At 58.1% G+C, this 22,279-nt stretch carries 24 protein-coding genes; 1 reads left to right on the forward strand and 23 read right to left on the reverse strand.

What is annotated here, in order from left to right; all coding sequences use genetic code 11:
• Positions 1 to 2: 2 nt before the first annotated feature.
• Genes BLT38_RS01660 through BLT38_RS01670 form a run of 3 tightly spaced genes read right to left on the reverse strand, consistent with a single transcriptional unit; the run spans position 3 to position 2,925 of the window.
• On the reverse strand, positions 3 to 896 hold the full coding sequence (locus BLT38_RS01660; protein ID WP_083343613.1) for an undecaprenyl-diphosphate phosphatase: 894 nt from the start codon (positions 894 to 896) through the stop codon (positions 3 to 5).
• 18 nt (positions 897 to 914) lie between these two features.
• Positions 915 to 1,898, reverse strand: coding sequence for a hypothetical protein (locus BLT38_RS01665; RefSeq protein WP_083343614.1), 984 nt, complete (start codon positions 1,896 to 1,898; stop codon positions 915 to 917).
• Between the two features lie 19 nt (positions 1,899 to 1,917).
• Complete coding sequence (locus tag BLT38_RS01670; protein WP_083343615.1) at positions 1,918 to 2,925, reverse strand: threonine ammonia-lyase; 1,008 nt, start codon at positions 2,923 to 2,925, stop codon at positions 1,918 to 1,920.
• 122 nt (positions 2,926 to 3,047) lie between these two features.
• Between BLT38_RS01670 and BLT38_RS01675 the strand changes: the two genes are divergently transcribed.
• Positions 3,048 to 3,692, forward strand: coding sequence for an epoxyqueuosine reductase QueH (locus tag BLT38_RS01675; protein WP_083343616.1), 645 nt, complete (start codon positions 3,048 to 3,050; stop codon positions 3,690 to 3,692).
• A 15-nt stretch (positions 3,693 to 3,707) separates the two neighbouring features.
• Here BLT38_RS01675 and BLT38_RS01680 read toward each other — a convergent pair whose 3' ends face one another.
• From BLT38_RS01680 to BLT38_RS01775, 20 genes are all read right to left on the reverse strand, one after another.
• Positions 3,708 to 4,208 carry a DUF2165 family protein gene (locus BLT38_RS01680; RefSeq protein WP_231966684.1) on the reverse strand — a complete coding sequence of 167 codons (501 nt, stop codon included), beginning with the start codon at positions 4,206 to 4,208 and terminating at the stop codon, positions 3,708 to 3,710.
• Between the two features lie 123 nt (positions 4,209 to 4,331).
• Positions 4,332 to 5,786: a hypothetical protein gene (locus BLT38_RS01685; protein WP_083343617.1), complete on the reverse strand. Its 1,455-nt coding sequence runs from the start codon at positions 5,784 to 5,786 to the stop codon at positions 4,332 to 4,334.
• Between the two features lie 233 nt (positions 5,787 to 6,019).
• Positions 6,020 to 7,561 carry a sulfatase-like hydrolase/transferase gene (locus tag BLT38_RS01690; RefSeq protein ID WP_172838106.1) on the reverse strand — a complete coding sequence of 514 codons (1,542 nt, stop codon included), beginning with the start codon at positions 7,559 to 7,561 and terminating at the stop codon, positions 6,020 to 6,022.
• Between the two features lie 35 nt (positions 7,562 to 7,596).
• A complete protein-coding gene (locus tag BLT38_RS01695) occupies positions 7,597 to 8,031 on the reverse strand; it encodes a cupin domain-containing protein (RefSeq protein WP_083343619.1) in 435 nt (144 codons plus the stop codon).
• Between the two features lie 48 nt (positions 8,032 to 8,079).
• A complete protein-coding gene (locus BLT38_RS01700; protein WP_083343620.1) occupies positions 8,080 to 9,741 on the reverse strand; it encodes a ribonuclease J in 1,662 nt (553 codons plus the stop codon).
• 52 nt (positions 9,742 to 9,793) lie between these two features.
• Entirely contained in the window at positions 9,794 to 11,071 is a 1,278-nt protein-coding gene (locus BLT38_RS01705) for a glycosyltransferase family 87 protein (RefSeq protein ID WP_172838107.1), read from the reverse strand.
• A gap of 216 nt (positions 11,072 to 11,287) precedes the next feature.
• Positions 11,288 to 12,016, reverse strand: a complete 729-nt coding sequence (locus BLT38_RS01710; protein WP_172838108.1) for a TMEM175 family protein — start codon at positions 12,014 to 12,016, stop codon at positions 11,288 to 11,290.
• A gap of 34 nt (positions 12,017 to 12,050) precedes the next feature.
• Entirely contained in the window at positions 12,051 to 12,887 is an 837-nt protein-coding gene (locus BLT38_RS01715; protein WP_083343623.1) for a 2,3,4,5-tetrahydropyridine-2,6-dicarboxylate N-succinyltransferase, read from the reverse strand.
• A gap of 91 nt (positions 12,888 to 12,978) precedes the next feature.
• Positions 12,979 to 13,452, reverse strand: coding sequence for a hypothetical protein (locus tag BLT38_RS01720; protein ID WP_083343624.1), 474 nt, complete (start codon positions 13,450 to 13,452; stop codon positions 12,979 to 12,981).
• Between the two features lie 81 nt (positions 13,453 to 13,533).
• Positions 13,534 to 14,430: a 4-hydroxy-tetrahydrodipicolinate synthase gene (gene dapA, locus BLT38_RS01725; RefSeq protein ID WP_083343625.1), complete on the reverse strand. Its 897-nt coding sequence runs from the start codon at positions 14,428 to 14,430 to the stop codon at positions 13,534 to 13,536.
• Positions 14,431 to 14,499: 69 nt separating this feature from the next.
• A complete protein-coding gene (locus tag BLT38_RS01730; RefSeq protein ID WP_231966685.1) occupies positions 14,500 to 15,108 on the reverse strand; it encodes a TMEM175 family protein in 609 nt (202 codons plus the stop codon).
• Positions 15,108 to 15,398, reverse strand: coding sequence for a hypothetical protein (locus tag BLT38_RS01735; protein ID WP_083343626.1), 291 nt, complete (start codon positions 15,396 to 15,398; stop codon positions 15,108 to 15,110). Before BLT38_RS01735 ends, BLT38_RS01730 begins: the two co-directional genes overlap by 1 nt.
• 3 nt (positions 15,399 to 15,401) lie before the next feature.
• The gene (locus tag BLT38_RS01740) at positions 15,402 to 16,652 is read right to left on the reverse strand and encodes an aminopeptidase (protein WP_083343627.1); all 1,251 of its coding nucleotides are present in this window, start codon (positions 16,650 to 16,652) and stop codon (positions 15,402 to 15,404) included.
• Between the two features lie 80 nt (positions 16,653 to 16,732).
• Positions 16,733 to 17,410, reverse strand: coding sequence for a 4-hydroxy-tetrahydrodipicolinate reductase (locus BLT38_RS01745; RefSeq protein WP_083343628.1), 678 nt, complete (start codon positions 17,408 to 17,410; stop codon positions 16,733 to 16,735).
• Positions 17,411 to 17,495: 85 nt separating this feature from the next.
• Positions 17,496 to 18,965, reverse strand: a complete 1,470-nt coding sequence (lysC, locus tag BLT38_RS01750; protein WP_083343629.1) for a lysine-sensitive aspartokinase 3 — start codon at positions 18,963 to 18,965, stop codon at positions 17,496 to 17,498.
• Positions 18,962 to 20,083: an aspartate-semialdehyde dehydrogenase gene (gene asd, locus BLT38_RS01755; RefSeq protein ID WP_083343630.1), complete on the reverse strand. Its 1,122-nt coding sequence runs from the start codon at positions 20,081 to 20,083 to the stop codon at positions 18,962 to 18,964. The genes lysC and asd overlap by 4 nt, the downstream gene beginning before the upstream one ends.
• Positions 20,084 to 20,164: 81 nt before the next feature.
• On the reverse strand, positions 20,165 to 20,470 hold the full coding sequence (locus tag BLT38_RS01760; protein ID WP_083343631.1) for a hypothetical protein: 306 nt from the start codon (positions 20,468 to 20,470) through the stop codon (positions 20,165 to 20,167).
• Between the two features lie 3 nt (positions 20,471 to 20,473).
• A complete protein-coding gene (locus tag BLT38_RS01765) occupies positions 20,474 to 20,686 on the reverse strand; it encodes a hypothetical protein (RefSeq protein ID WP_083343632.1) in 213 nt (70 codons plus the stop codon).
• 50 nt (positions 20,687 to 20,736) lie between these two features.
• Positions 20,737 to 21,216: a transcriptional regulator NrdR gene (gene nrdR, locus BLT38_RS01770; RefSeq protein ID WP_083343633.1), complete on the reverse strand. Its 480-nt coding sequence runs from the start codon at positions 21,214 to 21,216 to the stop codon at positions 20,737 to 20,739.
• Between the two features lie 28 nt (positions 21,217 to 21,244).
• A complete protein-coding gene (locus BLT38_RS01775) occupies positions 21,245 to 22,276 on the reverse strand; it encodes a lysylphosphatidylglycerol synthase transmembrane domain-containing protein (protein WP_083343634.1) in 1,032 nt (343 codons plus the stop codon).
• Positions 22,277 to 22,279 lie beyond the last annotated feature (3 nt).

The following is a 22,279-nucleotide window of genomic DNA, read 5'->3' on the forward strand; positions in this document are numbered from 1 at the left end:
GTCTACAGGAGCACGCCGGGGTGAGCGTGGAGCCAGTAGAGAATGACTGCGCCAATGATGATTCGATATGCGGCGAAGATGCCGAACCCGCGTGTGCGCACCCATGACAGGAACCATGCCACCACCACGTAAGCCACCACAAACGACACGGCCATGCCAATGATGAGGACGATCCAGCGTTCCGGCCCCATCACCAGTGGTGTGAGAGCCTCTGCGCCCTGGGCTGCGATGTCCTTTGCGCTGGGGTGGACTGCCTTCAGCAGCGAGTAGCCGGTGGCGGCGATCATGGTGGGGATGGAGAGCAGGAACGAGAACTCCAGCGCGGCGGGACGATCCATGCCCACGATCTGACCGGCAGCAATCGTGCTCATGGAGCGCGATGTGCCCGGGACGACAGCAGACAGCACCTGGCAGATGCCAATCCAGACGGCCTGCGGCAGGCTCATGTCCTCTACGTGTGTGGTGGAGGGTTCGCGACGCGACGCCCAGAAATCCACGGCCCACATAATGATGCCGCCAATGAGCAGCGCCAGTGCGATGACCGTCATGTTCTCAAGGTTCTCGCCAATCTTCTTCGTCAGCAGCTTTGCCGGTACGGCCGTGCAGACGAAGGCGATGAGCGTGAGCGAGATGGGATGCGTAAGCCATGTCTTGTCGCCACGCTCGCCCTGCGGATAGGTCCGGAAATAACGGACGATGCGCAGCAGGAAGAAGAGCAGGAGTGCAAGGATCGCTCCAAGCTGGATGACGATGGTGTACATCTTCCAGAATGGGTCGGCCAGCGGGATGTGCAACAGCGCTTCGGTGATGCGAAGGTGGGCCGTGGAACTGACCGGCAGAAACTCGGTAAGGCCTTCAACGATGCCAAGGATGACGGAAAGAATGTATGCGTTCAAAGGGCCTTCACCAGCAAATTAGTCGCGGTCACTGCCGTAAATCGCAATGCCTTGCTCCACCCTGTATACCAGACTGATGGCTCGAAGCGTGTAGTCGCTGTTCGGGAAGTTCTGCACCATGCGGTCACGAAGCTGATGTACGCGCTGTGTGGCGACGTCTGCCTTCTTCTTGTTCTCTTCGGCGGCGTACATGGTGACGAGGACGCCCTGGCGGTAGGCAGCGTCCCAGAGTGCCTCGGCGGTTTTGGGGCCGTCGGGGAAGGCGTCTGCGTATTTAGCGTACAGCTCGGTTTCGCGTTCCGGGCATTTTGTCAGGCCCTGCCAGTCGCCGCAGATTTTGATATCCAGCAGATCGAAGGCTGCCAGTGCGGGATATTTGCCCGTGCCGGTCTTCACGATGCGCTCCAGATCCTTCTGGTAGAGCTTCGGACGCATGTTCGGATCGGGATCTTTCCACGAGGGCAGGGTTGAGGCGTCAAATTTTGCTTCCTGCCAGCGGACGTCGGCGGAGCGCCATTGTGCTTCGGCTGCCAGCGGCGACGAAGGGAAGTACTCGTAGACGCGGCGATAGAGCAGGTAAGCCGAACCCACGGCAGTCTTGGGTGCGTGTGGTTCGCTGGCGGCGGCTTCCCAAGTGGCGGCTGCGCCGTAAATCAGCTTGTCGCCGTTTGGGGTGGCAGAGGTGACGATGCCCTTGTCCTTGATCCAGCCGGAGCGGGGAATGCTGCCCTCGTCAGTGGAGAATTCTGGCTCGTCTTCTGTCTCGGAACGCTCCTGAATATCGGTGTTCGCGAAGATGGAGACCCAGGGGCCGCTCTTTTCGTTCACCACAATCTCGTGCCCCGGTGTGACCGTGCTGACGCGCTGCGAATTACCGTCGGGCGCAACGTAGACGTCCGCAGTGTGCAGAACGACACCGCGTCGGGAGTCAGGCGCAACTTGTTTCTGCGCCACGGCGACAGTCGGAAGAGCGAGGCAGAGAACAACGGCAAGCTTGCGCATATGTTTTCTTAGACGACGATTATGCTTTGGCGGTCAGCAGTTCTTGTTTCAACGACGGGTCAATGTTACCGCCGCTGACTACTACGACGATCTTCTTGGCTTCCGGCAGGCGATCACTGTGGAACAACGCTGCGGCGAGCGTGACCGCTCCGCTCGGTTCGGGAACGATATCGGTGGCCAGCAGAAGCACGCGCGTGGCTTCCAGGATTTCCTCTTCCGTGACAGTCGTAATGCCATCCACGAATTTCAAAATGTGCTGGAAGTTGCGCTCACCCAGGCTTTGCGTGCGCAGACCATCGGCAATGGTGCGCGTGGTCTTGTTGCCGGGCCACTCGATGAGTTCTTTCTTGTAGAAGCTTTCGGTAGCGTCGCCAGCCAATTCTGGTTCGCATCCCCAGACCTTCGCGTTACTGCCGGAGAGCTTAATGCCGGAGGCTACGCCGCTGAGCAAGCCTCCACCGCTGACGGGTGAGAGAACAAGGTCGGCATCGGCAGCCTGCTCGGCGATTTCGAGGCCGCAGGTGGCCTGTCCCGCGATGATGTACGGGTCGTCATACGGCGGCACCATCACGTAGCCGTGTTCTGCGACGAGTTCCTCGGCCATCTCTTTGCGCTCGCTGCTGGCAGGGCCAACGAAAACCACTTCACCGCCAAGCGCAATGGTGGCTTCGCGCTTGTTGATGGGCGCGGATTCCGGCATGACGATGACGGCTTTTGCACCCATCGCACGACCTGCATAGGCCACACCCTGCGCGTGGTTGCCGCTGCTGTAGGTGATGACGCCGCGGCTGCGTTCTTCGTCGGTGAGGGATGCGACCTTGTTGTAGGCGCCGCGCAGTTTGAAACTGCCGATGGGTTGCTCGTTCTCTGCCTTCAGCCAGATTTCGCTGTGCAATGGGATGTCGAATCCGGCGGCGGCCATGCGTTCGGGATCAAGCCGGTAAAGGCCTGTGCGGACACAGGTTCCGGCGATGCGTTCGCGTGCGGCGTGAATGTCGGCGAGGGTGATCAGCGGCTCTGTCGGCATGGATCTATTGTCGCCCATCTGCGTGCGTGAGAGGAAACAAGCGAATTGGCGGGCGATTCGGTATCCTAGAAGCAGGCGTTTCGCCGTGATTTGAGCGAAGTCTTGATCGGAACAGGAGCAGTATGCAGGAGCGCGTCAAACTCGAACTGCCGGAGGGGAAGAGCAATCTTCTTCTGCACTCGTGCTGCGCGCCGTGTTCCGGCGAAGTGATGGAAGCGATGGTCGAATCGGGCATTCGCTTCTCGCTGTTTTTCTACAACCCCAACATCCATCCGCGGCGCGAGTACGAGTTGCGCAAGGAAGAGAATGTCGACTTCTGTAAGAAGATGGATATTCCCTTCATTGATGCCGACTACGACATGGATAACTGGTTTGCGCGCGTGAAGGGTATGGAGAACGAGCCGGAGCGCGGTATTCGTTGCACGGAATGCTTTGAGATGCGTTTTGAACGCACCGCACTCTATGCTGCTGAGCACGGCTTCGACATCATCAGCAGTTCGCTTGGAATCTCGCGCTGGAAAGACTTCAATCAGGTGACGGGAGCCGGTGTGAAGGCCGCCTCGCGTTATCCAGAGTTAAAGTACTGGGAATACAACTGGCGCAAGGGTGGCGGCGCATCGCGCATGATTGAGATCAGCAAGCGCGAGAACTTCTATCAGCAGGAATACTGCGGCTGCGCTTACTCGTTGCGCGATACGAACCTGGTACGCATCTCCAACGGACGCGAGCCGATTCGTATGGGCGAGAAGTTCTACGGCATGGAATAGCCGCATTCTTTGTGCTTAACGATCTTCCGGTAGCAGAAGAATAATCAGCAGAATGCCTTCAATGGTGACCATGCGGAATGCTGCTTCCTGACCATTCCATATCTTTGATTGCCACATCAGGAACCACTCCGCACCCACTTCCAGAAACGCTACCAGCCACAGCAAAATACCTGCGGTAAGCGCCACGACTCCCACAACCTTTGTCTGAGTGAAGACCTGCGGTGTGGCATTGCGTGCGCGGAACATTGCTGCTGCGGCCCACCAGCACAACATCATGTTCAACGCCTCATACGTAATGATGCCGAGGTAGAAAACCAGGTGTGTCCACGCCGGATGCAGCGCACGCCACATGCCTTTATTGCCGGGGAAGGTGGTGTCCATGTCCAGCACGTGATGCACGAACTGATAGTTCGATTGGAAGTCGGTGATGTTGTTGAAGACCACGAGCGCAAAGAAGAATGCCATGGCCGCCATCAACACGGACTTGGCAATGCGGACAGTGGTTGTGAAATGCAAGGATGACTCCTTGATTGTCAGGATGCGACTGAGAACCAGATCATATCGCGATTTCTATTGCATGCAGGCAAACACAACGGCGGCCTTGTGGGCCGCCGTTGTGCTCTGTGTTTGTGATGTGTTCTAGAAGTTGCGTGCGTAGGTGTCTCTTGGCAGGCCGGATTGGCGGGCGCGGTTGCGAAGTGCGAATGCGCTGGATGAATCCAGTGGGCCGCCCAGTGCAACGAAGTATGGCGCGTGACCAGTAGGGGAAAAGACCTGCGGTTGTAGCCCCATGTACTTCTGCTGGAGTTGCAGCGCTTTGGCCTGTGCCTGTTGCTCGTGATTGTAGGTGTAAGCGATCACGCGCCAGCCTGCTTGCGCTGTTGATGTGAGCAGCGAAGCCGTTGCGGAAGGTGACGGCGTCTTGGTCGCGGCTGGTTGCGCAGGTTGTGGCTGTGCTTCGACGGGTGCTTGCGCGACCACAGCAGCGTGCGTTTCTGACGGCGTTGGTTCGCTGTTGTGGAAGGTCATCCACATGACGATTGCGAAGAGCGCTAGGAGTGAGCCGGAGATTGCATAGGCCTTGCGGCTGATGGGACGCGGCATGAGGGGCCGCATTCGCTTCCACATCGCGGATGCTGCGGACTCCGTGCCTGCCTGATAACGCGGTTCATTGCGCAGGCTTCCTAAGCCCACGTCGAACGGATCATCTGACTTTGTTGTGGATGGTTGGGTGCGACGTGGTTCTGATGCAGCAGTCTTTGCGGATGCTTCGCGGCTTGCCAGGGCTCCCAGTACCGCATCGGGAGAGTTCGCTGCGCTTTGCGAAGCGGGCTGCGGTTTGACGGCGTTGGATGGCTGCTCATTCGCAACAGCAGCAACTGGCGCTGGCTTTGCGATGGGAGCAGGCTTCAAGTTGTTTAGGATGTCGACGACACCTTGCGCCGTTATGGTGCCATTGAGTGCATTGGGAACGATGCGATCCATAGGGCTTGGCAGCTTCATAGATGCCGGCCCTTGCCATTCAAGTGCAAGACAACGCAGCAGCAGCAGCCCCAGGTCGCGGACATCGCGCTTGCGCAGAGCTTCATGTGATTCAGGCGTGTCGGCTTCAAAATCGCCGATGCATTCGCGGGCGCAATCGCTACGCAGTTTCACCACTTCGCCATGGGCGTAAACGTTGGAGGCATCCAGATGCTCATGGATGAGTTCTGTGGCGTGCAGTGCGGCGAGTGCACCTGCCACGGCTTCTGCTACTTCTTTTGTTTCGTCGAGTGTCAGTGGGCGGTCGCGCAGCACGTCGGCCAGGCTGGCATCGATGGGCTCTAACAGGCAGCAGGCAAGTGGAACGCTGTCAAACGTGATCTGTCCGCAATGCTTGATAGCCTGCAGATTGGGATGCGTGACGGCAGAGATCTTTCGCCATCTGCCTACGAGTTCGCTCTCGTCAAAGTGTGATTCGGTCAGGCGTAGCAGGGCCGGTTGGCCATCGGGCGTTGTGGTGCTGAAGAAGGCGCTACGACCTTCAGAGCGGAGTAGCCGGAGGATGGGGTAACCGGCAAGAACATTGTCTTCGTATTCGGTCCATAGGTGCATACGTCACGATCCTGGGGGATTGAATTCTCAAGGGATCACGTGCACGTTATTCACCAAAACGAAACAACAGCAATCATGCGGTGTTTCGTTTGCTCTGTTATTACTCGCAGGGAAATTCCTGCCGCATTTCATGCGAAACGGGAAGATTATCGGCATCTTTCGAGATACTGCGTCACCTCGTGCCTTCTCATCTGGTGAACATTGCTTGCGTTTCGATGAAATCGCACTAAGTGCTAGCCAGCTTCGCCCGCTTTCGGATTGGGCTTGGGATCGGTGCGGTGATAGCCCTCGGCAAGCTGCTTGCGACTGCGTTGTTCAATCAGATTCGGGTCTTGACCGAGTTCTGCAACCAACACCTTGTGCATGTTCACAATGCGTTGTTTGTGTTCAGGCAATGAAGCCAGGTTGTGAAGCTCCTTGGGATCGTCGGGGAGGAAGTACAGTTCGTGTTCGTCTGGATGTTGCGCGTCAATCACGCAGTGGTAGACGTATTTCCAGTCGCCCTGGCGAACCATGGCATAGCCGCTGGAGGTGAACTGCGCCCAGTACTCACTGACAGCTGTGTCCTTCCACTTGTGCGTGGAGTTATCCATCCATGCGAGCATCGAGATGCCGTTCCAATCTTTTGGTGCAGTGCCGCCGCCAACTTCAATCAGTGTTTGCACCAGGTCCAGATGTGAGCTCGCGCCTTTGCGTCGCTGACCACCCTTCCAGCGTTTGGGATAACTCACGATGAGCGGTACACGTGCGGCGGTTTCAAACATGTTGTTCTTCCACCACATGCCATGCTCGCCCATGTTTTCGCCGTGGTCACTGCTGTACACAATGATGGTGTTCTCCGCGATGTGCGGGTGTGCCTCAAGCGCGGCGAGCACTTTGCCAATCTCGTCATCGACCCAGTTGGTCAGGCCGTAGTAGCACTCGCGTCCTTGCTTTACGACGGCGTCTGGAACGCCAATCTCTTGGAAGCCTGCGCGCTGCACCTTGTAGTTCAGTGGCAAGGAATCAAGGTAGCCCTCGGGAATCTCCGGCATGGGCACCTTGTCCTTGTAACGATCGAAGTATTGCTGCGGCACGGTCAGAGGGAAGTGCGGCGCGAGATAGCCAACGAAGAGGAACCATGGCTCGTCCGCGTCCTTGTGCTGTGCGAAGAAGTCCAATGTTCCTGCGGTGACCTTCTGGTCGTGATTCATGATGCTGGAGTGGTCACCGGGATGGAACGATTCGAAGCGGTCAGAGAGGGAAGATTGCGTCAGATGCGTGGGCGCATCGCGATGGCCTTCGCCGGTCTTGTAGTTGTTGTTGAAGTTGCCGCCCCACTCAATGAATCCGTAACGCCGCGTGTAGTCGTAATGCTGCTTGCCGCATAGATAGCTCTTGTAACCTGCGGCATTCAGCACGCGTGGCAACGTGGCCATGTTGGCATCGGGCAGTTCGCTGGTAAGTCCCCACGCATCCACACGCGAGGCATACTTGCCCGCGGTCAACGATGCGCGCGAAGGCACACACAGGGGCGAGTTGCAGTAATGCGTGTCAAAGGTAATACCTTTGGCCGCAAGCGAATCGATGTGCGGCGTCTGCACCAGCTTGTTGCCGTACGCACCGGTGATGGCGTAGTTGTGCTCATCCGACATGATCCAAAGGATGTTCGGCTTCTTCTTAGTTGTGGACTTGGGAGCAGCATGTGCAGCTTGTGCTGCAGCAAGAACGGCTGCGCTTGCGGCGGTATCGCGGAGAAACTTGCGTCGGGAGAGTTTGGCTTGGTCGAAGTTCATTCGTAGCTTTGCTCCCGTAGAGTGTACTGCGAAGATTAGTCGCGGCCGATGGCGATGACGTAGTAGTTCGCTGCGACGTCGCCCACGCATTTGACCGCGTGGGGTACGTTTGAGGCTACGAAGAAAACGCCTCCGGGGCCTGCGGTCGTCTTTTGGCCGTTGTTGTCGAACTCAAGTTGGCCTGACCGCACCAGCATCAATTCCGAGTGGCGGTGGTGGTGGGATGGGTGTGGCATCTGCCCTGGCGGCAGAGTGGTCTCGTGGACTTCCAGGGCTTCGCCTGTTGCAATCAAGCCGTGAAGCACTACCTGGTCCACTTGTCCGCTTGGAAATGGCACCGTGGGCAAGGCAGAGAACTGGTAGACCTTTGACTCAGTGAGTCGTGGTGCGCCTTCTGCCTCGGCACGGCGACCGGTTGCGTTCACAAGTGCCGAGGCGGAGAGTGCGGCGATCATCTGTCGTCTATTCATAGGAAACCTCGTTCCCTATGAATAGAGCCTCAGCACGGCGACCGTGTATCAGATCTCCAGAATCACCGGCATGATCATTGGTCTGCGCTGCGTGTTCTTCTGGATGTAGCGCTTCAGGTCGGCGCGGATTTTTTCCTTGATCAGGATCCAGTCGCGCTTCTCTTCTGCGCTGCTTTCTTCCAATGTGCGGCCGATGATGTTGCGGGCGTCGGACATGATGCCCTCTTCGTTTACGGCGAATCCGCGGGTCACGATTTCTGGAGGTCCGGCCTGCTTGCCCGTCATCTTGTCGATGGTGATGATGGCCATCACCAATCCCGCTTCGCTCAGGTGGCGGCGATCGCGGATGATGATGTCTTCCACCACATCAGCAGTGGAGCCAGAGTCGATGAGGATGCGTCCGCTGGCGACTTTGCCGGTCTTCTCAATGGATGTTCCGGTCAATTCCAACACTTCGCCATCTTCAATGAGCATGGCCTTTTCTGGGATGCCGGTGCCTACAGCGATTTCGACGTGCTGCGTCAGGTGGCGATAGTCGCCATGGACGGGCACGAAGAACTTGGGGCGCAGCAGGTTGATCATCAGGCGCAGTTCTTCCTGTGATGCGTGGCCGCTGACGTGGATGAGGCCGCTCTTGCCGTCGTCGTGGATGACCTTTGCCTTGCGGCGGTAGAGGTGATCGATGACGTTGTAGATGGGCTTCTCGTTACCGGGAATGACGCGTGAGGAGAAGATCACGGTGTCGCCGGGTTCAATGCGCGCGTGCTTGTGGTTGTCCACTGCAGCGCGGCTGAGCGCGGACATGGGTTCGCCCTGCGTTCCGCTGATGAGCACGCAGACCTGTTCCGGCGGCAGGTCCTTGATCTGGCCACTATGGATGAGGAGGCCCTGCGGCGGATCGATGTAGCCCAGATCCATAGCGATCTCGGTGGAGTTGTCCATAGAGCGGCCGATCAGCGCGACCTTGCGGTTGTGCTTGTGCGCCAGTTCCATTGCCAGCTTGATGCGGTGGATGGACGACGAGAAGCAGGAGAAGAAGAGGCGCTTCTCGGTGCGCGCAAAGATTTCGTCCAGCCTCGGCTTCACGGCGAGTTCGCCGGGCGTGTAGCCGGGGCGGTCGCAGTTGGTGCTGTCCTGCAGCAGCAGGAGGACGCCTTCTTTGCCCAGTTCCGCGAAGGAGTGCAGGTCAAAGGGCTTGCCGTCAGGCGAACTGAGGTCGATCTTGAAGTCGCCGGTGTGGACGATGGTTCCCACGGGCGTGCGAATGGCCAGCGCAACGCAATCTACTAGCGAATGGGTAACGCGGATGGGCGAAATCTTGAACGGCCCCAGGACGAAGTTCTCGCCGGGCAGCATCTCGATCAGATCAGCGTCGTCCAACAGCTTGTGCTCTTCGAGCTTGCCTTCCACGTAGGTCAGCGTGAACTCGGTGCCATAGACCGGAACGTTCAACTGCGACAGGATGCGGGGCAGGCCGCCTATGTGGTCCTCGTGGCCGTGCGTGAGGATGATGCCGCGGACCTTGTCTCGGTTTTCCAGCAGATAGGTAATGTCGGGCACGACAATGTCAACACCGAGGAGGTCGTCCTCGGGGAACATCAGGCCGGCGTCGATGACGATGATGTCGTCTTTCCACTGGATGGCCATGCAGTTCATGCCGAACTCGCCCAGACCGCCCAGCGGGATTACTTTCAGTGTTTCGTTACCCATGGACTTTCAGGGTAGCACTCTGGGGGTGGGCATTGGCCAGATTGAGGGGCATTTAGGGTCTTGAAGCGTTGGGCAACGGGGTCACTGCAAAGGGCGCGGACTTCTGTTCATGCTGTACACCGGCTAAGGCCGCATCGTTGCCATCTGTAAAGGGATAGCGCAATGCAAGAAAGAACATAACGGCCAGGACAACGGCTTTTGACTGGCCGTAGAGATCCCGTCCGCCGATGTAAATGAACAGTTCCGGGGAGAGCACCAGGGCGAAGCAGGCCATGGTGGCGGTTGCTCCGGGAATGCGTCTGCCTTCCATGGCAGCTTCCGCAATCGCCAGGACAATCCATGCAAACGGGATATAGAGGAGCTCCAGCGTGTAATCCAACGACATCGTAGGCGCAGAGACGCAGGCCAGTGCAATGAACAAGACCTGATTTGCCCGCGGCATCTTCCATACCCGCGCGAAGAAGGCCACCATGAGGACAACGCCCAGTGTGGGCAGGTAAACCTTGAGGATGGGCATAAGGATGGACGGATGGCCGTCCAAAAGCAGGTGCAGAAAACCGCAGAAGGAATGCTCAAACATGGCTGCGCCCGGCCACGCGAAGGCTGGCGCCAGATTCAGGGCGCCGAAGATGTGGACACCCTCGGAGACTCGTCGGTTCGCTTCCAAAACATTTGGCCCAAGATAGGCCAGTGACGCCACGGTGACTCCAGCGAATACTGCGATGGAGAGAAGCATCGGCATGAATTTACGGGGACGCAGGCACAGAGCCAGGAACAGCATCGGATAAATTTTTGCCGAACCGAAGATACCGATCAGGACGGCGAAAAGCCACCAGTTTCGACGGTAATAGGCCCAAAGCGCCACTGCGACGCCCACCCACAGCAAAGCCTCGATGTTGCCCTGGTGCAATGCGTAATCGACGGGCCAACTGCAGACGAGAGCGGTAAGCAGGAACAAGAATGACTGCTTTGCATTGATGCCGCGTTCCTGCAAGGCGCGATGCATCCGCATGCACATGAGCGCAATGGCGGCCAGTGCGATTCCTACCAGCGCATAGCAGCTTCTTGCGAAGATGCGAGCGGGGCCTGCAAACCAATGCAGGAAGACATACACGAAGATCGCCGGAGCGGGGTAGTAATAACGAACGCCCTCCGTGTACATAGTCGGAGAGTGGATGATGTCCACCTTCCCGATGTAGGCGTACACATCGCCAAACCAATCCTTGGTGTAGATGGCCGAAGGCAGACCATGCTGCGGCACATGCACCAGCAACACACGCAGCACCACGCTCAGGATGGAGAGCGCAAGGCACACAAGGCTGATGATCATGAACCATCGCAACTCCGTAGGCAAAGCCGGGAGAGTGCGAGACGAGCGTGCGTTCGAAGCGGTTTGCATATCTTTAGATCGCCAGTACCAGGTGTGCAGTGGGGGAGCCGCAGCTCTGTCTTCGTCGCCGATGGACTTCAGGTTAGCATCGGTAGGTTTGGCGTTCGATGGACGTGTCTTTACGATTTAGAACTTCAGGCACAGAGCGGCGGCTGCCTACTCAGCTTGCGGTTGTTGGATTGCACTCGCCTGCGCGTCCATGGAGCGCTTCAGGTGGCCGCAGCGATAGCCCATGTAGCTTTTCCACGGGGCGATGAGCAGGAATAGCAGGCAGGCGGTGGCAGCGCGGTTGGGCATGGTGAGGGCCACAATGCAGACCAGCACGCCAATGGTTGCTGTTCCGCTTTCCTCCAGGATGAAGTTGCGCGTTAGCCCACGCTCCAGCGGCGTAAATTGCAGCGCCTCCCGCTGACGATAGCCATTGGCGTATAGCGCGGCGAATAGGTAGTAGATTGTGGCGAAGCCACCCGCATACAGCACTACCAGTTCCTGCATCTTGCCGATTTCCAACTGGCCACTCTGCCCGAAGGCCGACAGAAACAAGAACTTCAACGGATAGACATAAAACAAAATGACGAACAGCAGCATGCCGTTCAGCCAGAGCGTCCCGGCGTCGTGCGTCCCAAGGCGACGGAAGATGTTGAAGTGGCCGAACCACACCAGCATCAGCAGGAGAAAGCTCACGCCAAAGGGAACAAACCCCGCAAGAAGATGATGCAGCTCGCCGAAATCGCGTGGGACTTCGAGCGAGACGACGAGCAGCGTGAGCGCAAAGCCGAAGACAACGTCAGAGAATCCGTCCAGGCGAGAAAAGCCAAGTCCCCGCAGGCGAAAGCCGTCACTGTCGTAATGCTCGTGGTCGTCGTGCAACAGCGTTCGCAGCATCGGCTCTCTCCGGCGGGGATTCGGATGGATGTTCTTAACGCAGCAGATCTTCCAGCGCGAGTGACAGCTCGGTCTTCTCATCGCGGTACTTCACGATGACGGGGGTGTACACGCTGAGTCCCTCCGCACCAGCCTTGGTGATGGCGCGCGATCCCGGAACGACAACCGCGCCCGACGGGATGATCAGCGGAGTCTCGGCTGTGGCCTTGATGACGGTGTTGTTCACTACGTCATAGACCGGTGTGCCGCGAGTCAGGATGGTTCCAGCGGCCAGAACGGCCTTGCTGCGAACGATCGTTCCCTCGTACACGCCGGTGTTGCCGCCAACCAGCACATCATCTTCGATGATGACGGGGGTCGCGTTCACGGGTTCCAGCACGCCACCGATCTGTGCAGCGGCGCTCAGGTGAACACGCTTTCCAATCTGCGCGCAGGAGCCAACAAGAGCGTGCGAGTCGACCATGGTGCCTTCATCGACGTACGCACCCACGTTGACGTATGCAGGCGGCATCATCACGACAGACTTTGCAAGGTATGCGCCTGCGCGGACGCTGGATCCGCCGGGAACAACCCGGATGCCCTGCTCTGCAGCGAAGGTGCGCGCGGGGTAGGTGTGTTTGTCGACGAAGGAACCCGCCGACATCTCGATCAGGTTGCCGAGACGGAAGCCCAGCAGGATACCGCGCTTAACCCACGCATTCACCTTCCAGCCGATGGGGCTAGTGGCGTCAGGCTCGGCGGAGCGGATGGTTCCGGCTTCCAGAGCGTCGCGGAGTTCGTTGAAGGCGATGAGAGAGTTCGGGTCGGCGGCAGCGGATGCGCCAAGCGAAAACGCATGCTCGATGCGCTGTTCCAGATCATTCAAAGGCATGAAGAAAGTTTATCAAGCGGAAGGTGTCCGCCTTGTAAATGAAAGAGCCGTCGCCATGAAGACGACGGCTCTTTTCTCATCCTGCTGCGGTTTAGTGGTGTCCGCCGCCACCACCGGGATGGCCAACACCGCCAGGTCCGCCGTGGCCTGAGAAGCCCGGCGCATGTTCGCCTTCCGGTCCGTGAGGTGCATTGCCAATGTGGCCCTGTCCATCGCGTGCTTCGTTACCGTGGAAGTGATTGAAAGGCACTTCACCGCGGGCGGGCATTGGACCGTGGTAGCCATAATGCGGGTCATAGCGGTTGTCTACGTGACCGTAGAAACCGTGCGGTCCGTGGAACCACGGGCCGGCGCCGATGAAAACGCCACCGGTAAACCAGTCCGGGCCGTAATAACCGTAGGGTGCGCAGGCATAGGGCGCATAGTCAAAGTAGCCGTAAGGGCAGATCGGTGCAGGGCCAAGGTTGACGCCGATTGAAACCTGCGCGCGATCTGTACTGGGAGCAGCCAATGCCAGGGCGGCTACTGCCACCGCAGACAGGCCGAATGTTTTCCAGGAAGCCATGAATGTGTAACTCCTCTCGCTATCGTTTGATAGCAGAGGGAGAACACTTCGTTGCGGCGTCATTCTATGTCAGCAAATCGATTACAGCAGATGGAGTTCCGTGGCGATTTTATGTAGCGATTCGCGCGTCTTGTCGCCAACCGGCAGCATGGGGAGACGAAGCGTATCGCCTGCGGCGATCTTCATCGCTGCCAGCAGAGCCTTGGTGGGCGCTGGGTTGGGTTCAGCAAAGAGCACCGTGTTCAACGCGTGAACCTTACTGGCAGCTTCTGAGGCTGCTTCTCGGTTGCCGGAAAGTGCAGCAGTGACCACTGCCTTCACTTCCTTAGGAGCAACGTTCGACGCCACAGAGATCAGTCCCACGCCACCGCCCGCAACGATGGGAAGCGCAAGATAATCGTCGCCGGAGAAGACGGCGAAACTTGCAGGCTTGATGGCGAGTAGTTCGCCGATCTGCGCAAGATTGCCGCTGGATTCCTTGATGCCGATGACATTTGGCAACTCAGCCAGACGCACGACTGTCTCCGGAAGCAGGTTTGCGGCCGTGCGTCCGGGGATGTTGTAGAGCAGCACCGGCAGCGGCGCGACGGCGTCCGCGATGGCCTTGAAGTGTAGATACTGGCCCTGTTGTGTGGGCTTGTTGTAATACGGGTTGGCGGTAAGGATGCCGCTCAGGCCCTTGATCTTCGCAATGCGTTGCGCGCGCGCGACGGCCTCACGTGTGCTGTTGTGCGTGCACCCAGCTACAACAGGGATGCGTCCAGTAGCAGCTTCAATCACGGTCGCGATGACCGCATCCGTCTCGTCTTCGGTCAGGGTGCTGGCTTCGCCCGTGGAACCACAGGCCACCAGGAAATCGACACCACCTGCAATCTGCGCTTCCACCAGTTTCTTCAGCGAAGCGTGATCGACGCTCTCGTCCGGGTGAAAAGGGGTGATGATTGCAGTGCCGAGTCCAGTAATAATCGCGGGTTCCATACCACTGTTGAGTGTATCGCGTTCCGGTTTGTTTCTTGATACGCGCTTCGTGAAAGACGAAGGCTGGTGCTAACCGCGGTGTTTGCGGTGCGATGGACGTTGGGTGCCCAACTCCGGCACGATCCAGATCAGCGTTACCGCAAAATCCAGCGCCAGCGACAGGATCGGTTTGTAATACGCCACTGGAAGGGCGATGACGTAGAGAGCCAGACTGGTGATGTGTTTCACGGTCTCTTTGCGATCACGGCTGGGCAGCTTTTCCTCATGATCGTCATGCAGGCCGTTGAGCGAGAGTCGCAGCACCAGAAACCCTATCGCAACGACGATGAAGGTGACGGTATAGAGCGCAGTGGAGAACGAGTCGTAGTGATGTTCGGCGACGTAGTCCGTGAAATAGGGCAGGAGCGACAACGTGAAGAGGAAGAGCAGATTCGCCCAGAGCACGCGGTAGTTGATGACCTCAGTGCGACTGCAGAGGTCATGGTGGTTCACCCAGTAAATCGCCACCACAAGAAAGCTCAGTCCATAGATGCCCAGGCGCGGCAGGATGTGAAGGAAACCCGCGAAGCCGTGCGCCTCCGGCACGTGAAGCTCCAGCACCATGATAGTGATGATGACGGCGATGACGCCGTCACTGAAGGCTTCCAGTCGGGTTGACTTCATTTCATGTGCGGGCATTAGCTGGCCTTCCCTAACTTCTTACCGAGCAAGTAATAGAAGAGCATAGCCCAAAACACGGCACTAGCGAATGCCGTAATCACCAAAGATGGATCATGTGCGTTGTGGCCGCCGATCCCAAGTATTGCAAAGGGAAATGCAGCAACGAGCCCCGGCAGGTTGGCGGCAGCGAAGGGGATAAGCCATGGACTATCAGACATAAAGTAGTCGGCGAGAACGAGTATGCCGGGGATAACAAGCGCAGATGCTGCAGCCACACTGAGTGATAAGCGAAGCATCTGCGACGACATTGCTTATACCCACTCGCCGAGACGCATCAGTGGCTCTTCTGTGCCATCTGCGAAGACGCCGTGTACATCCATCTTGCCGGAACCAATCATCCAGTCCACGTGGATCAGGCTGCTGTTTGCGCCCTTGCTGTTCAGCGTTGCTTCGTCCATCGTCTCGCCGTCCTTGATGCAGGTGGCGTACGCCTGGCCCAGAGCAATGTGGCTGGCTGCGTTTTCATCGAACAGCGTGTTCCAGAAGAGCAGGCCGCTCTGTGCAATGGGTGATGAGTGCGGTACGAGTGCGACTTCGCCGAGGCGGCTTGCGCCATCGTCTACGGCGATGAGCTTCTTCAGCGCCTCTTCGCCAGCGGTGGCGTGCGCTTCCACGATCTTGCCGTTTTCGAAGCGGACGCTGATGTTCTCAATCAGCGTGCCTTGATGCGACAGTGGCTTCGACGCAGTCACGGTGCCGTTCACACGGTCCTTGTGCGGTGTGGTGAAGCATTCTTCCGTGGGAATGTTCGCATTGCAGAAGATGCCGTTGCCGCAGACGCCTCCGCCACCGGCCCACAGATGATCGTCAGCAAGACCAACGACAAGATCAGTTCCGGGGCCGCGGAAGTGTAGCGCGTGATAGCGCTTGTCATTCAGCAGGGCCACGCGCTTCATGATGTTTTCGCCGTGCTGCTTCCAGTCAGCAACTGGGTCGTCGCCGGTAATGCGCGATGCGGAGAAGATGGCGTCCCACAGGCGAGCGACGGCTTCGTTCTCCGGCAGGTCAGGGAATACGAGCTTGGCCCATGCTGGTGTTGCACCGGCGAGGATGCTCCAGTTGATGGCGTGGCGCGTCACCAGTTCCATCGCAGGCTTCATGGCTTTGGATGCAGCCACGTTGGCGCGGCTGATCTTGCTGGGGTCCTGATCCTTTAGCAATGCTGGGTTCGCGCCGGTAATGCCAAGCCGCGCGGCGTTGCTGCGAAACGCGTCTGCAATGCCGTCGGCCAGCCACTTAGGTGTGTAGTCGAATGCGGCGTCCGGAGCGTTCTGGTAGCGCGCGAGTGCTGCCACGTCATCCTGATAGAGCACCGTCACAGCGTATGCGCCTGCCTTGTACGCCTCTGCTACAACTTTGCGGATGAACGGAATGTGGTCAAGCGATGCAGTGACGACAACTTCCTGGCCTTCCTGGAGGTTCAGGCCAACGCGAACGGCGACAAGTGCAAGGCGGTCGAGCTTTTCATCAAAGGTGAGATTGGCAAACGGCTTGTTCGACATAGATGCGTTCCCTCAGAGGACGAAGCCTCGTGTTGCTTGTAAGACGAAAAGGCCCGACCGAAGCCGGGCCTTGCAAAGTTTTAGATCTGCGTGAAGATGTCGCGGAAGTCGTAGACACCCTTGCGTGTGCTGAGCCACTCGGCGGCGCGCACCGCACCTTCTGCGAAACCACGGCGGCCAAAGGCCTCATGACGCAGGCTGAGTTTGTCGCCTGCGCTGATGGCTTCAGCAATGTGAATGCCTGCTACATCACCCTCACGGATGGATTCGATGGGCACTTCGCCAGCTGCGTTCATCGCTTGCTGAATGCTGACGGCGGTGCCGCTGGGCGCATCCAGCTTCTGCGTGTGATGCGTCTCTTCAATCTTGAAGTCGTAACCGTACTTCTTCAGCGAGTCGGTCATCTGCTTGGCAAGTTGCAGCATTACCTGAACGCCGATGGAGTAGTTTGTGCCGTGGAGCAGTGCAGCATCCTTGCGGATTGCCAGGCTGGTCATGTCGTTCAGCTGCTGATACCAACCCGTTGTACCTACAACTACCTTCGCCCCTACGGCGAGACATGCGCGCAGATTCGTCAGCACTGCTTCGGGCGTGGTGAAGTCAATCACCACATCAAAGCCTGCGACGAAGGGCGCCGTGAGCGCTGCTCCGCGCGGGTTTTCCTTCGCATCCAGAACGTGTACGCCATGGCCGCGCTCTGTGGCGACCTCTGCTACCAGCTTGCCTGTCTTGCCGTGTCCCAGAACCAGCATCCGCATGGTTGGTTTTCCTTCAGGGGCTCAAGCCCCTTGTTGATGATTCCGATGGAACGGCCCGGCCGAAGCCGGGCCTCTTCAAAAGCGTTTACTGCACCGTGATGCGTGCTGGTTCGTTCACTGGTGGTGCGCCGGTGGTGTTGGCGCGTGCATCCAGATCAAAGATGTTCGGATCAGGATCGGCGAAGAAGGTACTGTGCAGCGAACGGATCGCCTCTGATGCATCATCCTCTTCGATCATGAAACTCATGTTGATTTCGCTGGCACCCTGAGAAATCATGCGCACGTTTACGTGGCCAATCGCAGTGAAAACTTTGCCTGCAATGCCAGCGTGTCCGCGAATATCCTCGCCCACCAGGCAGACCAGCGCCTTGTTACTCTCGTACTTCACGTCGGCAATCTTCGAAAGGTCTTCTGCAATCTGCGGCAGCTTGTCACTGGTGTCCACTGTGACGGAGATGGAGACCTCCGAAGTGGAAACCATATCGATGACGACCTTGTGCTTGTCGAAGACGTCGAAGACTGCCTTCAGATAGCCATGCGTCATCAGCATGCGGCTGGCGACGATGTCCACGATGGTCAGCTTCTTCTTTACCGCAATGCACTTGAACGGCGAACGGCACGGCGGTGCAACAGCGCTGATACGTGTGCCTTCGTTTGCAGCGTTGCGGCTGTTGAGCACGAACACAGGAATGTTCTGCTGCACAGCGGGCAGGATTGTTGCAGGATGCAACACCTTCGCGCCGAAGTAAGCGAGTTCCGCTGCTTCTTCAAACGAGATGGTCTTCACACGCAACGCGTCCGGGCAGATGCGCGGATCGGTCGTCATGATGCCGTTGACGTCCGTCCAGATTTCAATGGCGCCGCCATGCAGACCGCCGCCAACCAGCGCAGCAGAGAAGTCACTGCCACCGCGGCCCAGTGTTGTTGTGATGCCTTTTTCGGTGGCACCGATAAAGCCACCCATAACCGGCGTCAGTCCCTGTTCAATCAAAGGAAGCGCATGTTCCTTCAAGCGCGCTTCAATCAAGGCTTCATTCGGGATCGCCTTGCCGTAGCCGTCATCGGTGACGATGCACTGGCGTGCGTCGAGATGGATACCCTTGATCCCGGCAGCATCGAATGCAGCGGCAACAATCTGGCTGCTGAGGCGTTCACCGTAGCTCACCACGTTGTCCGTTGTGCGCGGAGTAAGTTCACCCACGGCGGCAATGCCACGCAGCAGATCGTCCAGATGATCGAAGTCGTGCTGGATGTGGTTTAGCAACACATTCAACTGCGGCTGCTTCACCAATTCACCTGCGGTTTCCAAGTGGCGCGAACGCAGACGCGCAGATAGTGCCAGTGCACCGGACTTGTCACCATGACCGGCTGCTGCTGCAGCGGCCAGAAGCGTGTCTGTCACCTTCGCCATTGCTGAGACAACAACGACAACTTCCAAACCCTTTTCGCGGCGGCCACGCACAACAGCTGCGGTGCGGCGGATTGCAGCGGCGTCCTCTACGGAGGTGCCACCAAATTTCATCACAACGAGTTGCGGACGGGATGCATTGCTCATGCGTTCACCAACTCATTCTCGGCAAGCCCTGCTCCAGTCTTGGTGTGCAGATGCTTTCCGGGCAGCAAATCCATCTTTGCGAGGACTTCTGCGTTCAGAACCGCAGCGCCAGCGGCTCCGCGCAGTGTGTTGTGGCTCAGCAGGACAAACTTCCAGTCCAGCAGCGGGCACTCACGCAGCCGACCCACGGTGGTGCTCATGCCATTGCCTGCACCCACGTCAAAGCGTGGCTGCGGACGATCCGGCGCGTCGGTGAAGATCACCGGATGCGCAGGTGCGGTAGGTAGATGATGCTGCGCCAGCGGCTGGAACTCAGCCCATGCGGCGAGAATTTCTTCGCGCGTGACGGGCTTCTTGAACTTGATGGAGACGCACTCTGTGTGACCGTCGATCACGGCAACGCGGTTGCAGTGCGCGCTGACCTTTGCCGGCAGCATGTCAATGCCATTGCCGTTGAAGCTGCCCAGCAGCTTGCCCACTTCTTCTTGCAGCTTTTCCTCTTCGTTCTTGATGAAGGGAACCACGTTGCCCAGAATGTCCAGCGAAGGCACGCCGGGATAGCCAGCGCCGCTAACGGCCTGCATGGTGCTCACGAATAGCGACTCAATCCCGAAACGCTCTTCCAGCGGCTTCAGCGCAAGCACCAGGCCAATGGCCGAGCAGTTGGGGTTGGTGACAATGTAGCCACCACTTTTCGATGTGTAGGCAGCCTGCTTCGTCAGCAGAGGCAGATGGTCTGCATTGACCTCAGGCACTACCAGCGGTACATCCGGAGTCATGCGGAAGGCGGACGAGTTGGAGATGACAGCGCATCCCGCGTCTGCAAACTGCGGCTCCAGTTCCTTGGCAATGTCGCTGTCCAGCGCGGCGAAGATGATCTTCGGCACGTCACCGGTGTTGGCAGCAGGCGTGTTCGGTTGCAGTACCAGGTCCGCAATGCGCGCGGGCATGGGGGTGTCCAGCTTCCATTTGGCGGCGTCGGCGTAGCGTTTGCCCGCCGAACGATCGCTTGCCGCAACCCACGTGATCTCAAACCACGGGTGCTGGTCCAGAAGTTGAATAAAGCGCTGGCCGACGGTACCGGTCGCGCCGAGAATCCCCACCTTGCGACGTTCCATTATGTTCTGCAGTCCTTAATCCATACCGGATGTATCCGTTAAGGATACCGGATTGCAGCGGCAACAATCGAATTTCCGTCCTTAGAAGTCAGATGCCCGGCGACGCGTGACGTAAACCGTCCTTGTCCGCGTGCCGAACGCGCCCCATGCGATGAGAAGGCCAACGGCATGGATCAGGAACCAGATGCTGAGCCCCTGGGTGGTGTAAATCCAAAAAAGGATCAGAATGCGCGGTATCAGCAGCGCCACCAGCGTGGGAATAAGGCTGATGACGAACACATTCCCCGTATGACCCTGCAGGTACAGCGCCAGCAGCGAAAGCCGCGGCAGGAAGAGACTGAGGATAAGAAACCAGAGGGGAAGTCCAAGCGAATGCAGATCGGGCATGGGTTATTGCACCTTTACTGGGGGAGGGGTCTGAGCCTGAGGTTGCGGCGGCTGATTCTGTTGTGGCGGCGTGGGTGCGGCCTGTCCTGCTTTGCCGGTGTCATGACCGCTGGGCGCAGCGTCAATCACCGCGCCGTGCTTCACGGCGGCGTCGGGCTTGCATCCGGCCATGGCAACCATCAGAACGCACACAAGCGTTCCCGCCAGCAGTTTCATGAATGCTGTGATGCGAAGTGGATGCTGTGTGGTTTGCGAAGCGGGGAAGTTTATATTCCCGTGGATGGCTTGCGAATTCTCGATCCCAGCAGCTCTTCCAGCTCTGCCTTGAATTCGCGCACGTCCTTAAAGTCACGATAGACGCTGGCGAAACGGATATACGCGACCGTATCAATCTCTTTCAGTCGCGTCATGATCAGTTCGCCGACCTCTACGGTCGTGCGTTCGCGCTCCGGCGAATCCACCACGTAGGCTTCAGTCTCATCCACGATCTTGCCCAGCTTGCCTGTTGGGACGGGACGCTTCTGGCATGCGTGCAGCAAGCCATTCAGGACCTTCTGCCGATCAAACTTCTCGCGGCGTCCGTCCTTCTTCACGACCATGTAGGGAATTTCATCGATGCGTTCGTATGTGGTGAAGCGCTTATTGCACTTCTCGCACTCGCGGCGGCGACGGATGCTATCCGCCTCCTTGCTCTCGCGTGAATCAACGACTTTATCCTGAGCCCAGCCGCAAAACGGACACTTCATGCAAGGCCAATTCTATCAAGCATTCCCATCATGACTTCTGTGCGCTTTCGCGGGCCACCGTGCGCAGGTTTACGCTTTCCACGCGGGCGTAGATCAATCCGGGCAGGATCACGTTGATTGTGGTCACAAAGTACATGATGATGGCCGCACTTGCCGCTAGCTCTGCAGGAACGCCAAACAAACGAGTCAGCGCGCCGAAGGTGAGTGCCTGCGCTCCACCGCCGACTCCCGGCAACGTAACAATGCCGCCCACCACGCTGAAGCCCATTAACAGCAAGCAATGCGCAATGGTCAGGTTGTGCACCGGCGCTGGAAACGCCTTCATGGTGAGCACGTAGGCCACCGCAACGGCTCCCCACAAAGCAAAACTGCACACGATAATGCCGATGAAGTCACTGGTGCTGCCCACGACGTTCAAACCGTTGCGGAATTCCAGTACTTTGGCTTCCGCACTTTGTCCCGTTGGTTTGGAGAGAATGCCCACAATATGACGGATCAGGCGCGCCATGAACTCGCCAGCCACGCGAATTGCGACAACGAACGCGACCAGTACAGCAATCATGGCGGCGATGACCCATCCCAGCTTGTGAAACAGCTCATGGTAGGGCAGAGCGTTCAGTTGCGGACTGACGATGAGATTTCCGGCGAAGAGAATGCCGAAGGCAGCGAGATCGAAGATGCGCTCCACCGCTACGACCGCAATCTGCGATGAGAACGACAAGCCAGTGCGTCGGCTGACGAGGTAAGGGCGAATCAGTTCACCCACGCGCCCGAAGATGGCGAGACCCGTAAAACCGATGAACTGAGCGCCGAGCAGCGTCCACCAAGGCTTCCGTTGTTCAGGCGGCAGAGACGGCTTTAGAAAAATGGTCCATCGCACAGCGCGCGCCACGGAGTTGCTGTAGACCATCAGTGTTGCCATCAAAAACAGTGGCAGGTTCACCTGGCGGCAGGCCAGCCAGAACGCATGCCAATCAAACTGCGATTGGTGAATTTTCCAAAGAAGAAATGCTGCAAGGAGGACGACGATCGTCCAGATAGCGATGCGGCGTTTGTTCATGCT

It is taken from the genome of Terriglobus roseus (assembly GCF_900102185.1).
In the GTDB taxonomy this organism is placed as follows: Bacteria; Acidobacteriota; Terriglobia; order Terriglobales; family Acidobacteriaceae; genus Terriglobus; species Terriglobus roseus_A.